Below are 12,491 nucleotides of genomic sequence, written 5' to 3'. Positions count from 1 at the left end.
TAGGTCCGAAAAGTGCGAACAGCAGACGTTGGGCTCGGTATGAAGCGTACCTCTGGCAGAGATCGCCGTTGAGTAGCGAACAAACGTTCTTGCAACGACTGCGATTTGTTCCTAGCGTGAATTAGGAACAATCCGTAGTTCTACGGTTGGAGAGCGGTGGACGTGCGGGGGACAGAAATTATCTGCTTGCAGGCCACAGAGGTTGGGAAATAGCTCCACAAAAATTCGAACTCTGATTCGCGAACTGAAATTGGCTCATGGGATGGGGACAAATCGCGAAAAGCGCATGCTTCCCACCAGTGATGGACTGGAGCTTCGCATTTTGTAGCATTCGAAGCTGCGAATTTCTCCTTAACCCATGCTCTGTCCTATGCGCCACAAAACGCCGCTTGGATCGACGATCACAAATTCGCGGATGCCCCAAGGCCTATCCTTTGGGGGATCTACGTTGATCTCGTACTTGCTTTTCAAGTCCTGAGCTTGAACGTGTTGCCACCAAGCTTCGACGTCCACTACGAGCAAATGGATTACGACATTATCGGCACGCTCTTTGTCGTGGAGTTTTTGCAGCAGGAAGCTTGAGTTGCCATGCCGGAAATGCGTTCGGCTCCCATCAGACCAACTGAGTTCAAATCCTAAATGCTGATAGAATTGCTCCGACTGCTCGAAATCGCGTGCAGGCACGAACGGCTTCGTTTCAACACTCGCCATTTCGCTGGTAAGAAAGCTTCCCCAACTGACCATGCTCGACCGTTCGCCATCATGCTTCGAAAGGGCGGCATGGAGGTAAATGACCTTGCGGAGAGTGACCGTCATTCGAAGCGCTTTTTCAGAATATCACTGACCACATCCAGAACATTGTCGCGCGATTTCATTTGACTGGCACGAGGACGATCAAATGACAGCAACTGATCAAACTTCGATGCTGGATACGACACGCCATCGGCATCGATGATCTCGACGATCCACCCCGTTTTTGAAAGTGCTCGCGCTTTTGCAACGGCCAAGGTGGGTCCTGCTCGGACCAATACCGTGGTGTCGCCGTCTTTGACCGCTCGAATCGTAAAATTCATTGGTAGTGCAAACTATAATTGACGCGGTACGCAATACCTGATCCGCGCCCAATGAATGTGAGCGCCAGGTATTAAAGAATTCCTTCAAAAAATTGGAGAGTGACCTCTCAGAGCCTATGTCCTTCAGTCATTCGCGTGAATCTGACCGTGCGGCAACTTCCGGTCCTCTTCGAGCAACTGAACTGCTAAATCGAGCGAGCCCGAGAGCAATCGCCGTACCCCGGGTTTGCACGGACGCCGCCATTAACCGAGTCTTAGCCCTAACCGTGTCGATCATCTGGGCTATTGTTAACTCCGAGGCAGAGGAACCCCCGTGCTCAAAGACGGCACCTATGCGGCGTGGTTCAAGACCCCGCAGGGCCAAGGCACCGGCATTGCCCATGTCGCTGACGGCAAAATTTGGGGTCGCGACAGCGTCATGACCTACAGCGGCACGTGCACGGTCGACGGAGATCGATTCACGGCGACCATCACGACTAAAAGGCATACCGAAGGGCCCACCGTCTTCGGCAGCAACGATGAACTCCAGCTGAAGCTGGATGGAACGTGTCCCGGCAAGATCGCTCGTTACGTTGGCACGGCTGAGCAGTTCCCGGGTGTGCTGCTTGAGGGGACGCTCATTCTCAGTGAAGAGCAGCCCGTCGCGCCAGAGCCGAGCGCACCGCCGCCAAAGTTCGATCCTGACAAACTGCCGAAATTGCCGAAGCGCGGCCGCTGATCGATCAGGATCGCGACTCCGCCCCACAACGGAATCAGGACAATGTCCGCTGCGTTCAAAACGGACATAGCGAATCGATCCGTCTGACGTCCGCTTTCCCCCTCCTCAACAACGGACATTGCTGCGCCAGCTTGCGACGTCCGCTAAGTGCCCGATATTGTTGCAAAAGTCGCGACGCCGAGGTAGCCGGTTGGACAAGTGCCTGTACGCTGGATGCGCTGGGTACCATCAGATTTTGGGGTGGGATATGGGCTCTGTGCGAGCGCTGTTGTTGAGATCGCTAATGCAATGGGCGAGCGTGATAGCATTCCCCATGATTGCTCCAACAGAAATCCAACCAGTCCACCGGCTTTTTCGCGAAAACTGCAAATCGTTGATTTTACTGGTGGGCCCGGCAGGACTCGAACCTGCAACCAGACCGTTATGAGCGGCCGGCATTGCTGCCGCAAGGCAGAGTAGATCAGCTATGAGGCCGCCAACGTCGCGATGAATTCGTCCATCGACGGCTGCTTCGCGTATTGCAGCTTGAGAAGATCTTCAACTTTGAGATTGGTATACCGCTGGAGCTGTCGCCAGTCTTTGTGGCCGGTGACCAGTGCTACCTTTTCGATCGGAAGCCCTGCCTCGAACAAACGGCTTGTTCCCTCGTGGCGCAGGTCGTGAAAGTGGAGGTCTTCGATCTTCAGTTCATCGCATGCCCGGGTGAATGCCGCACTTACGGATCTGTGGTTATGGGGAAAGATCCGTCCATAGCCTCGAGTGACAATCCGCTGCTGGAGCACGACCTCCCACGCGTCGTAGCCCGTCAAATTGAGCAGGGGTACTTTCTGGTCATTTCCTTCCTTATTCCTTGGGTCCTTTCTGTCTTGAATGACCACCAATCGTTTTTTCATATCAACCAGCGACCACTCGGGTTTGCAGATTTCTTCCTGGCGCAATGTCGTTGCCACGGCATATCGGACGATCCGTCCCATGGGTATGAATTGCCGAGGGTTCGTCTCAAAGTATTCGATTAGTTCGTCGAGTTCATCTTGTGTGGGCCGTCGGTCACGCTCTTGGCTCTTTCCAACCAAATTGAGGTGACTTAAAGCAACACGTGCAAGGCGGGCTTCCTCGGCTGAAACCTCGATGCCGTGCACAGCGGCGGCGTGAGTTATGATTGTGCGGATGAACGAAAAATCGATCGCCAAAGTTGCGGGACCAGCGCCTTGTTTTGCTCGCTTCCTTCCGAACTCAATCAGCCGCTCTCGATTGAGCGCTGGAAGCTTCACACTGCCAAGCGCCTCTTTTAGCGACGCCATCGCGGCAGCTTTTGACCGGCGAGGGGGCTTTCCAACTTCGTGCATGTCTTCATCGTGCAGGTCGATTAGATCGCCAAACGTACGGACGTTGCGCGCCGCTCGTGGTTTGGACGATCCTTTGCGGTCGATGTTGCGCTCCATTTCAAGCGCCCACTCTTCGCCGTCCTTGCGCCGTCGGAACGTCTCAGCCACATAACGGGTCTTGCGGCGGACCTGGACGCGCCAGTTTCCGGATGCCAATTGTGTGAAGGTCGCCACGCGTGTGCACTCCGACTTTCGTGTGCACTATGTGTGCACTGAGAGGTCAAAACGGGTACAAACGTGTGCAATTTCGTCTAGTTTGGAGTGCACACGTTCGCGGTTCATCCCATTGAAGAGTAAAATAAACTGTTGAAATATCAAGACTATCGCTTTTCTGTAGCCCCCATGATGGATTGGACCGACCGGCATTGCCGCGTCTTCCACCGTCTGATGAGCCGTCGCGCGCGGCTTTATACGGAGATGCTGACGACCGGCGCCATCGTTCATGGCGACCGCAGGCGGCTGCTCGGCTTCGATCCGAGCGAGCATCCGGTGGCGCTGCAGCTTGGCGGGTCAGATCCGCGCGATCTCGCCACCGCCGCGAAGATCGGCGAGGAATTTGGCTACGATGAAATCAATCTCAATGTCGGCTGCCCGTCCGACCGCGTGAAGGACGGCCGCTTCGGCGCGTGCCTGATGGCGGAGCCGGCGCTGGTCGCCGACGGCGTTGCCGCCATGAAGCGCGCGGTCAAAATTCCCGTCACGGTCAAATGCCGGATCGGCATCGACGACCAGGATCCGGAAGTGGCGCTCGACGTGCTGGCGCGCGGCGTGGTCGCGGCCGGCGCGGACGCGCTGGTCGTGCATGCCCGAAAAGCCTGGCTCAACGGATTGTCGCCGAAGGAAAACCGCGACATCCCGCCGCTCGATTATGACAGGGTCTACCGGCTCAAGGCCGCGCTGCCGGATGTCCCCGTCATCATCAATGGCGGCATCGGCAGTATTGCAGAGGCTGCGCGGCACCTCGACCATGTCGATGGCGTGATGCTGGGGCGGGCGGCTTACCAGGAGCCGTGGCGATTGCTCGACGTCGATCCGCAATTGTTCGGCGAGGCGGCACGCTGCGCCACCATGAAGGACGTCTTCGAAGCGATGTTTCCCTACATCGAAGGCCAGCTCGCGCAAGGAGCAAGGCTGCATTCAATGACGCGGCACTTCGTCGGCGCGTTTCACGGCGTGCCCGGCGCGCGCGCCTTCCGCCGCCATCTCGCGGAGAAGGGCGTCAAGCCGGGCGCCGGCGTCGACGTGCTGCGCGATGCGATCGCGCTGGTCGAGGACCGCGCGGCGGCGCTGGTCGCGGCGTGAACGGCCATAGCGTTTTCGAGCGAAGCATGCCCGCGGACTTGATCCGGGGGTGGGTATCGGTTCGCGTAACCGGGCGCTGATATCATGAAATGAACATGGGCCGGGCGCCAGGGGTGGCGGCCCTGCGCCTCGAGCATTTTGCCGACAGGTCCGTCATGGGGGATCGGACAGGCCGCCGGCCTGATCGACCAGATGTCCGATTCAGGGGATCATGAGGTTGTTTGCGGTGCGTCGCCGCGCCAGGCGCGTGCGATCAATTCGCGGATCGCCTCGCGCGCGATGGCGCGCGGATTCCAGTAGGGGTTCTTCACGGCGAGATCGGCGGCCTGATCGATGCCGCTCTCGGGCATGCCGATTTCGCGCAGCGATGTCGGCGCCGCAAGCTTTCTCGCCAGATCATGGAGGCCGAGCGCGGCGAAGGGCACGCCGAGTGCTGTGGCGATGCGCGCCATCGCTTCAGGTGCGGCAGGCGCATTGTAGGCGAGGGCATGCGGGAGAATGACGGTGTGGGTCTCCGCGTGCGGCAGATTGAAAGATCCGCCCAGCGTATGGCAGAGCTTGTGATGCAGCGCCATGCCGACGGCGCCGAGGCAGATGCCGCTGAGCCAGGCGCCATACAGCGCGTCGGTGCGCGCGGTCTTGTCGTCCGGTTGAGCGCAGATTTTCGGCAACGCCTGCGCCAGCGTGCGGATACCCTCCTGCGCCATCAGCGATATCACGGGATTGCGGTCGCGCGCGTAGAGCGCCTCGACGGCGTGCGCGATGGCGTTGATGCCTGACGTCGCCGATAGTTTGGGCGGCATCGTCATAGTGAGGTCGACGTCATAGATGACGATCTCGGGGAGAATCTTCGGGCTCGACTGCGTGGTCTTGATTCCGCCGCTGGTCTGGCCGACGACCGGCGTCATTTCCGAGCCGGCGTAGCTGGTCGGCAGCACGATTTGCGGCAGATCGGTGCGCAGGGCGATCGCCTTGCCGAGGCCGGTGGTCGAGCCGCCGCCGATCGCCACGAGACAATCGGCCCGCACGTCGCGCACGGTTTCCATCGCCCGTTCCGTCACCTCGACGGGCGTATGCATGACCGCGCCCGTGAAGACGCCAGCGAAGCGTTCACCGATCATCTCCCGGATACTGGCGACCAGGTCGTTCTGTCGCGGGGTCGCCAGCACGAGGGCGCTGACGACGCCGAGGCGGGACAATTCGTCGGGCAATTGGCGTAGCGTGCCGGTGCCGAACACCACCCGCATCGGCGCGCTCTGGTAGACGAAGTCTTGCATGGCTGCTCCTTTGCGGCAGAGACAGCCGGCCCCGGATCGCTTCCGGAGCCGGACTTTCCGCATTGACACCCCGCTTCAGGAGGCGGGCTGTGCAACCTTGCGCAAGCCGGCCGTCTCTTCAAGGCTATCTGCGCTCGCTGGCCGCCGGGCCAGCAGGATGATGCCTCCGGCCGCGATCGCCGAGATGCCGATCGACAGGAACATCGGCGTCGGGCTCTGGTAATATTGCTGAAGCGCCCCGGCGACGAATGGTCCGAGAATGGCGCCGACGCGCGCGACCCCGAGTTCCATTCCAACCGCGGTGGCGCGCACGCCGGTCTCGTAGGAAGCCGCGGTAAAGTTGTTCAGCACGAACTGGGCACCGATGATGAAGAAGCCGGCGGCTGCGACCGACGTGATGTTGACGATGTGATCATTCAGCACCACGAGCGACAGCACGGCGAGGCCGCCAATCGCCCACCAGGTTGCGATCAGTCCGCGGCTGCTGCCGGACTTGTCGACCAGATGCCCAAGCACGAGAGCGCCGACGAACGACATGATCTGCATCAGCGCGCCGAAGCCGAAGCTTGCCGCAAAGGTTTCTCCACGCTGCATCATCACGGTGGGAATCCAACCCGACAGGCCGAAGATGCAGAACAGGCTGAGGAACGCCGACGCCCAGATCGCAAACGTGGTCCGGCGATATTTGGCCTGGAGCAGCACCGCCACCGAATTGACCGGCTTCTCGGACTCCCCGACGGCGATTTCGGCCGACTTGTAGACATTGGCACGCTCCGGACGGAGCTTGGTCAGCATGTCGCGGATTTCGTCGACGCGGCCCTGCAGCGCCAGAAACTTGGGCGATTCCGGCAGCATCAGGTGCATGAAGGGAAGCAGCAGGAACGACAGCGAGCCAAGCCAGTACAATGCCGTCCAGCCGAACACAGGCGTTGCGAACACGCCGGCGACACCGGCGAGGGTTCCGCCGAGCGCCCAGCCGAGGGCTACGCCCCACAGCGCAAAGGTGTTGGCCACCCGCCGCGGCGCCAGCTCGTTGATGTAGGTGGTCGCAAGCGGCAACAGCACGCCGAGCCCTATGCCGGTCAGAAGCCGCAGGATGCAGAACGACAGGAACGAGTCCGCGGACGTCGCGGTCAGCAGGGTGAAGATGCTGGTGATCCACAGGCCCCCGAGCAGGGTGCCGCGGCGGCCGAGACGGTCGGCAATGATGCCATGAATGGCAGCTCCGAGCAGGAATCCGACCAGTCCGCTTGAGATCAGCAATCCCGCCTGGCCGGCCTGCAGGCCCCATGGCTTTGCGACATAGTGAATGACGTAGGCCGGATTGAACGTGTCATATCCGTCGAACAGCGTGAGCAATCCCATGATGGCGCCGAGACGCCAGTGAAATTTACCGACCTTTGCCTCGGCTAGTTCCTCGTGAAGATCGATTGCTTTCGCAGTCATCGCGGTATCCCTCCCAGATGGTGATTATGTCGTATGAGACCGCTTATTCCGCGGCTTGATGGATGCCGTGCCCGGCGACGGTGGCTTCGCCGAGGTCAAGCTTGAACAGGTCGATCGCATTGTGTCGGCCGATCTTGTGGCGATCGTTCTCGCTGATGCTGGCGCTGTTGAACCAGTCGGAGGCATGATCGACGTTTTCGAACGGCCAGTCGACCGAGAACAGGATGCGGTCCGCTCCGATCTCGAGAATGGAATCGATCAGCGTCTGGGTGCGGAAATTGCCAGAAGTGGTCAGGAAGAAGTTGGCGTTGAAGTAGTCGCAGATCTTCCTTTTCGCCTTGTGCTTCGGCGGCGCCTTGACCCAGCCGTTGCGGTGATCGACGCGCCACATGCTGTAGGGCAGGCCTTCGCCCATATGGCCCAGGATGATCTTGAGTTTTGGATAGGCATCGAACAGGCCCGAGCCCATCAGGCGCAGCGCGTGTACCGCGGTCTCCTGTCCGAACGCCCAGGTCGGGCCCATCAGCCACGGATGTCCCTCATAGATCGCGCAGTCTTCCGGCAATGGATTGCGCGGATGCAGATAGAAGGGCAGGCCGGTCTTCTCGACGGCGGCCCAGAACGGCCAGTATTGCGGCAGGTCGTAATAAACGGGGCGTTTGCCGTCGCCGATCTGCGAAAAGCCGTTGACCAGCGCGCCGCGGAAACCGAGCGTGTTGATGCAACGTTCGAGTTCCTTGGTCGCGAGATCAGGGTCCTGCATCGGCAGCGCGGCGAAGGCCTGAAAGCGCGACGGCCGTTTCGCGACCTGCTCGGCGAGGAAATCATTGGCCCGGATCGCAATCTCGTTGGCGCGGGCGACGTCGGGAATCGCCTGCACGGCGGGCGCATTCAGCGACAGGATCATCATCTCGACGCCGTGCCGGTCCATCTGGGCCAGCCGCTTGTCCTGGATGTCCAACAAGCGCCCTTTCAATTCCGGCCAATAGGAGTCCGGCACAAAACCTGCCGAATCCATCAGCGTGTCCGGAATGGCGAAATGTTCCTCTAGTGCGATCTTGCCCTGCATGTCGTCCTCGCTGATGTCTGATGTTGATTAATATTGACCTTGCGGCGTCAGCCCGAGCGCGAGCTGGCCGTACATGGTGCCGACGGCATCCCAGTTCATGCTGATATGGCGGCCGACGGCGTTGGCGTCGCGCCAGGCGCGCTGCACCGGGTTGGAAAGATCGAGGCCGAGCCCGCCGGTCGATGCGTTCAGCGCTTCGGTGGCGCGTATGGCGAGTGCGACCGAAAAGGCCTGGCCGCGGCGGCTGACGATGCGATCCTCGACCGAGACCGGACTGCCGCCGCGGATTGTCGCTGCACGATCCCTGAGATCGCGCAGCAGCACTTCACAGGCTGCATCGACCGAGGCGGCCGCTTCCGCGACGCGCAACTGGATGGTCGGAAAATCCGCCATGCGATTGTTGTGGCCGGCCACCGCGCCCCGGGTAATTCGCCTGGAGGTGACGGCAAGATAGTCTTCCAGCGCGCCGGCAGCGGCGCCCACCGCGGCCGATGCCAGGCAGGAGGGAATGTTCGACAGCATCGGGATCGAGAAGGTGGGGTTGGCGGCATAGAGCGCGGCGCCCGGCGTCTTTCCGGATGTGGTGTCGGCGAACGACAGCAGGCGGTGCGCCGGCACGAATACGTCCGATAGCACCAGCGTCTTGCTGCCGGTGCCGCTGAGGCCGACGACGTTCCAGGTATCGTCGATGACGTAGTCGATAGCGGGGACCAGGAGGAAGGCCGGCGCGAACTGGCCGCTCTCGGTCTTCGATGGCAACAGCGCCGCACACAACGACCATTGCGCGTTGTCGCAGCCGCTCGCGAACGACCAGCGTCCGGTCAGGCAATAGCCGCCGTCGACCTCGATCGCCTTGGCGGCGGGCGCGTAGGAGCCGCAGGCCACCGCGTCGGGATTGCTGGCCCAGACGTCGCACTGCGCCGCTTCGGGGAATCCCGCGATCAGCCATTGATGGGCCGCGAGCAGGCCGCCGACCCATGCCGTCGAGGCGCAGCTTTTCGCAAGCTCGATGTTCAATTCGACCAGCACGTCGAAATCGTGCTCGTAGCCGCCGAACATCGCCGGCTTGACGATGTCGAAATAACCAATGTTGCGGAGCGCAATGATGTTCTCTTCGGGAACGCGGCCGGCCTTTTCGGTGGTGTGGGCGCGCGCCTTGATCTGCGGTGCGATCTGCGCCACGCGGCTGCGCAACTCGGCAATATCAGGGCGAAGCGACGGTGACGCCGGCACGTCCTTCAACTGGGCGACTGATACCATTGGTTTGCTCCGTGTCTTCGATTGGTTGAACAGGTGGCGGGCGCGGTTCACGCAGCCCGGCTGCAGTTCATGCAGCCTGGCTGTCGTGCGGCACCGAGAAACAATAGGTCGCATCCTGGTAGATCAGCGGCTCGATCGGATCGCGCACGTTCACGGTCTCGGCTTCGCCGATGAAAATCGTGTGCGTGCCGTAGGGCACGGCGGCTGCCTTCTTGCAGAAGATGTTGATTTGCGCGTCGGCGAGGTAGGTGACGCCCTCGGCCGACGTCTTCCAGTCGCCGAGTCCGAACCGCTCCTCGGCCGGGAGCGCGCCGCTGAAGGCGGATGAAAGCGGGACTTGATCACGGCGCAGCACGTTGACGCAAAACCGGCGTGCCAGAAGCATGATGTCATGCAGCAGCGTTGCCTGGTTGATGCAAACGATCAGGGAAGGAGGATCAAGCGACAGCGACGTCACGGCGGTCGCCGTCATCCCGTGCCGGCGATCCTGGTCGGCCGAGGTGATGACCGACACCGCCGCGGGAAATCGCCGCAATGCGCGCTTGAACGTTTCACGCAATTCGTCGGATGCCGAATCCAGCGACATGGTTTCCTCCACTGAAATCCGCTCTCGTCTGGCGGCTTAACTTTCTCAAACAATAATTGCATTTGCAAATATCGGTCAAGAGAAATTTTCAAATGCAACAATTGCCTTGAAAAGCGATCGGCGTCCGGCTATGGGAGGATTGCAAAAGTTGCACCAGGGCAGGACGCAAGACTTTGTACAGGCTGACAAATTCCTTTCCCTATTTGCTCAACCGCGTCGGCGTGCAGATGGGGGAGCTGTTTTCCAGGCGCATTGCCGGCTATGGCGTGACCCTGCCGATGTATCGCGTGATGGCCGCGCTTTGGGAAACCGGCGACCAGCGGCTCGGCGATCTCGCTGCGATGACGACGGTCGAGATATCGACGTTGTCGCGGCTGGTCGGCGAGATGAAACGGCGTGGCCTCGTCACGCGCGCGCGGCTGAAGGACAACGGCCGCACCGTTGCGATCAATCTCACGCCGAAGGGGCGGACACTGGTTGAAGAACTGATCCCGATCGCCATCCACTTCGAGGAGGTTGCGGTGCGCGATTTTCCGTCGAAGAACATTTCGGACCTGAAGACAATTCTGGCGGAGATCTACGAGAGCCTGAAATCGCTCGAACCCGAGATCGAGGAAGCGAACAAGGCGCGCAAGGCGGCAAAACCAAAAGGTTGACGTCTCCTCGCCTTTTTTGCCAGACCGGCGTTCGCCTGCCGCCGCTTGCCGAGCAGCGCGTCGAGCGAACACGCGCCTGCGCCGACGCCTGCGATGATGATGAACGCTCCGGCCAAACCGACGTTCTTCATGAAATGGATGTACCGCGCAAAGCGCGCGGCGCCTTCCAGTCCCCAGAAACCGTGGAACGCGATCGTGACGACGACCGTGTACAGGACCAGGCCGATGGCCGCGACCCGGGCAAGCTGGATGCCGCCAAACGTGCGTCCGTTTTCGTCGTGTCGCAGAAGCATGCCGGCGCGCTCGAGCGGCTTGCTGGTTGGGGCGGATTCTGCCAGGCCTTTAGCCACGCATGGCGGCGCGGAAGCCGATGAAGCTCAACGCGGCCGCCACGGTGACGGCAATCCAGCTTGCCCAGAGCGGCACATCGACGCCATTCAAGGTGACGGACCACCCCATCACAATCCGGATCAACTGCAGAACTGCGATCAGGGCAAAGATGGCGGCGGCAAGCGTGCAAAAGGTTCTTGTGGTCATGCCCATCTCCGATGGCCCACGAGGACGTGCTCGCCCCCTGCCGCCAAAATGGGGAGGGTCCGGTATGGACAAGCCGTAGCACTCAGTCAGGGACGGACAGCACGCGGTCGTGGCGCCTCTGCCTGAACGCCTCGCCGTTGGCGTAGATGCGCAACGAGCCGTCTTGCGCATCCGCCAGCGGACTGGTCCACGCCTGGGCGGGCTCAGGACGTTCGACGTGCAGCATACGCTTCACGGCGTCCCAGACGAGTATGCCACGGATGTTGCCGAGCAAATTGATCTTGCTCGGGTCGAGCAACGGATGGTCCCACAGGCCGCCGATCTGCGCGTAGACAAAGCGGTTGTCCAGCCAGGCCGGGTATTGCTCGCACACGGGCTCGCCGTCCCGGGTACGCGGGACCGGGACCGGCTCGCCGTCGACCCACAACAGCGCGCCGCACCAATCCGCTCCCATGACAGACACGGCGGCATGTCGCAGGTCGGGCGAGAAATCGACGCGAACCGTACTCCTTGCCGTGCCGTCCAGGAAATTCCAGGCGCTGCGTTCATCATGGAATTCGTAACCGATCGCTTCGCAATCCTCGCATGTCAGCAAACGAGGCGGCGCCGGAAAATCCCTCGTGAAGCTGCGCTGTTCATCCGCAATCAGTGCGACCTCGCTCTGCCAGGCCCAGAGCAACAGCGCCCGCAGCGGATTGTCTTCGGCCGTCGGGAAATCCGTCGCAAAGCGGTGGTTGAGCCAGCGCGACAGGGTTGCGCTCTGCGGATGACCATTCAGATCGACGGGGACAGGAACCGGCTCGCCGTCGATCCACAGCAATGCGCCATGCCAGCCCGCGCGTCCCCACCGCCTTCGTCTCTCGATCAACATCGTCCGGTGCACGAAATCAGCCGAAAAATTCACCTGAAAGAAGACATCCGAGTGATAGCAGGCGCACATTGGTCCGAGCATTCTGAAGCCGGCCGCCGCGCAGTCGTCACGCGTCAATCGCGCCGGTGGAGCAGGGCACTGCACGATCGCATGCGCGCTGCGCGTCGCGATCTGCCGGACGGTTGCCATCCAGCCCTTGAGCAACACAGCCTGTGCCGAGCCCTGAGCATCACTCATGGCGACTTTCGTACCGCACGGATCCTGGCATTTGCATGGCAAGGAGAGGCAACTGACGGCGTCGAACAACTCAA

Annotated in this window: 14 protein-coding genes and 1 pseudogene; 3 read left to right on the top strand and 12 right to left on the bottom strand. The window is 61.0% G+C overall.

The features are described 5' to 3' along the window. Positions 1-351: 351 nt before the first annotated feature. Together V1293_RS09300 and V1293_RS09295 are read right to left on the bottom strand one after the other, a co-directional pair. Positions 352-816, bottom strand: a complete 465-nt coding sequence (locus tag V1293_RS09300) for a VOC family protein (protein ID WP_334508715.1) — start codon at positions 814-816, stop codon at positions 352-354. After that, positions 813-1,073, bottom strand: a complete 261-nt coding sequence (locus V1293_RS09295) for a hypothetical protein (protein WP_334508712.1) — start codon at positions 1,071-1,073, stop codon at positions 813-815. Before V1293_RS09295 ends, V1293_RS09300 begins: the two co-directional genes overlap by 4 nt. Before the next feature lie 313 nt (positions 1,074-1,386). Between V1293_RS09295 and V1293_RS09290 the strand changes: the two genes are divergently transcribed. Then, the gene (locus tag V1293_RS09290) at positions 1,387-1,791 is read left to right on the top strand and encodes a hypothetical protein (RefSeq protein ID WP_334508710.1); all 405 of its coding nucleotides are present in this window, start codon (positions 1,387-1,389) and stop codon (positions 1,789-1,791) included. Between the two features lie 464 nt (positions 1,792-2,255). Here the strand turns inward: V1293_RS09290 and V1293_RS09285 are convergent, their stop codons facing one another. Next, positions 2,256-3,350 carry a site-specific integrase gene (locus V1293_RS09285; RefSeq protein ID WP_334508708.1) on the bottom strand — a complete coding sequence of 365 codons (1,095 nt, stop codon included), beginning with the start codon at positions 3,348-3,350 and terminating at the stop codon, positions 2,256-2,258. A gap of 132 nt (positions 3,351-3,482) precedes the next feature. Between V1293_RS09285 and dusA the strand changes: the two genes are divergently transcribed. Beyond that, the gene (gene dusA / locus V1293_RS09280) at positions 3,483-4,478 is read left to right on the top strand and encodes a tRNA dihydrouridine(20/20a) synthase DusA (RefSeq protein WP_334508707.1); all 996 of its coding nucleotides are present in this window, start codon (positions 3,483-3,485) and stop codon (positions 4,476-4,478) included. A 65-nt stretch (positions 4,479-4,543) separates the two neighbouring features. On the opposite strand, the pseudogene V1293_RS09275 reads toward dusA, so the two are convergent. From V1293_RS09275 to V1293_RS09250, 6 genes and pseudogenes are all read right to left on the bottom strand, one after another. Beyond that, positions 4,544-4,675, bottom strand: a pseudogene (locus V1293_RS09275) (dioxygenase family protein); the annotation flags it as partial. Between the two features lie 12 nt (positions 4,676-4,687). Next, positions 4,688-5,755, bottom strand: a complete 1,068-nt coding sequence (locus tag V1293_RS09270; protein ID WP_334508706.1) for a maleylacetate reductase — start codon at positions 5,753-5,755, stop codon at positions 4,688-4,690. Between the two features lie 75 nt (positions 5,756-5,830). After that, positions 5,831-7,201, bottom strand: coding sequence for an MFS transporter (locus V1293_RS09265; protein WP_334508704.1), 1,371 nt, complete (start codon positions 7,199-7,201; stop codon positions 5,831-5,833). A gap of 43 nt (positions 7,202-7,244) precedes the next feature. After that, positions 7,245-8,270 carry an amidohydrolase family protein gene (locus tag V1293_RS09260; protein WP_334508702.1) on the bottom strand — a complete coding sequence of 342 codons (1,026 nt, stop codon included), beginning with the start codon at positions 8,268-8,270 and terminating at the stop codon, positions 7,245-7,247. A 27-nt stretch (positions 8,271-8,297) separates the two neighbouring features. Beyond that, positions 8,298-9,530 carry a flavin-dependent monooxygenase gene (locus V1293_RS09255; RefSeq protein WP_334508700.1) on the bottom strand — a complete coding sequence of 411 codons (1,233 nt, stop codon included), beginning with the start codon at positions 9,528-9,530 and terminating at the stop codon, positions 8,298-8,300. A gap of 67 nt (positions 9,531-9,597) precedes the next feature. Next, positions 9,598-10,116 carry a flavin reductase family protein gene (locus V1293_RS09250; RefSeq protein WP_334508698.1) on the bottom strand — a complete coding sequence of 173 codons (519 nt, stop codon included), beginning with the start codon at positions 10,114-10,116 and terminating at the stop codon, positions 9,598-9,600. Between the two features lie 173 nt (positions 10,117-10,289). On the opposite strand from V1293_RS09250, the gene V1293_RS09245 reads away from it, so the two are divergent. After that, positions 10,290-10,772, top strand: a complete 483-nt coding sequence (locus tag V1293_RS09245) for a MarR family winged helix-turn-helix transcriptional regulator (protein WP_334508697.1) — start codon at positions 10,290-10,292, stop codon at positions 10,770-10,772. On the opposite strand, the gene V1293_RS09240 is transcribed toward V1293_RS09245, so the two are convergent. The 3 genes from V1293_RS09240 to V1293_RS09230 all read right to left on the bottom strand — a co-directional run bounded on the left by V1293_RS09240 (position 10,694) and on the right by V1293_RS09230 (position 12,417). Continuing rightward, positions 10,694-11,065 carry a DoxX family protein gene (locus tag V1293_RS09240; RefSeq protein WP_334508695.1) on the bottom strand — a complete coding sequence of 124 codons (372 nt, stop codon included), beginning with the start codon at positions 11,063-11,065 and terminating at the stop codon, positions 10,694-10,696. The two genes, V1293_RS09245 and V1293_RS09240, sit on opposite strands and share 79 nt — an antisense overlap. Positions 11,066-11,114: 49 nt before the next feature. Beyond that, positions 11,115-11,309, bottom strand: a complete 195-nt coding sequence (locus V1293_RS09235; RefSeq protein WP_334508693.1) for a hypothetical protein — start codon at positions 11,307-11,309, stop codon at positions 11,115-11,117. A gap of 82 nt (positions 11,310-11,391) precedes the next feature. Next, positions 11,392-12,417 carry a hypothetical protein gene (locus V1293_RS09230; protein WP_334508692.1) on the bottom strand — a complete coding sequence of 342 codons (1,026 nt, stop codon included), beginning with the start codon at positions 12,415-12,417 and terminating at the stop codon, positions 11,392-11,394. Between the last annotated feature and the right edge of the window lie 74 nt (positions 12,418-12,491).

This window comes from Bradyrhizobium sp. AZCC 1693, from assembly GCF_036924745.1.
Classification (GTDB): domain Bacteria; phylum Pseudomonadota; class Alphaproteobacteria; order Rhizobiales; family Xanthobacteraceae; genus Bradyrhizobium.
This window is presented reverse-complemented; position numbering and strand designations above follow the sequence as displayed.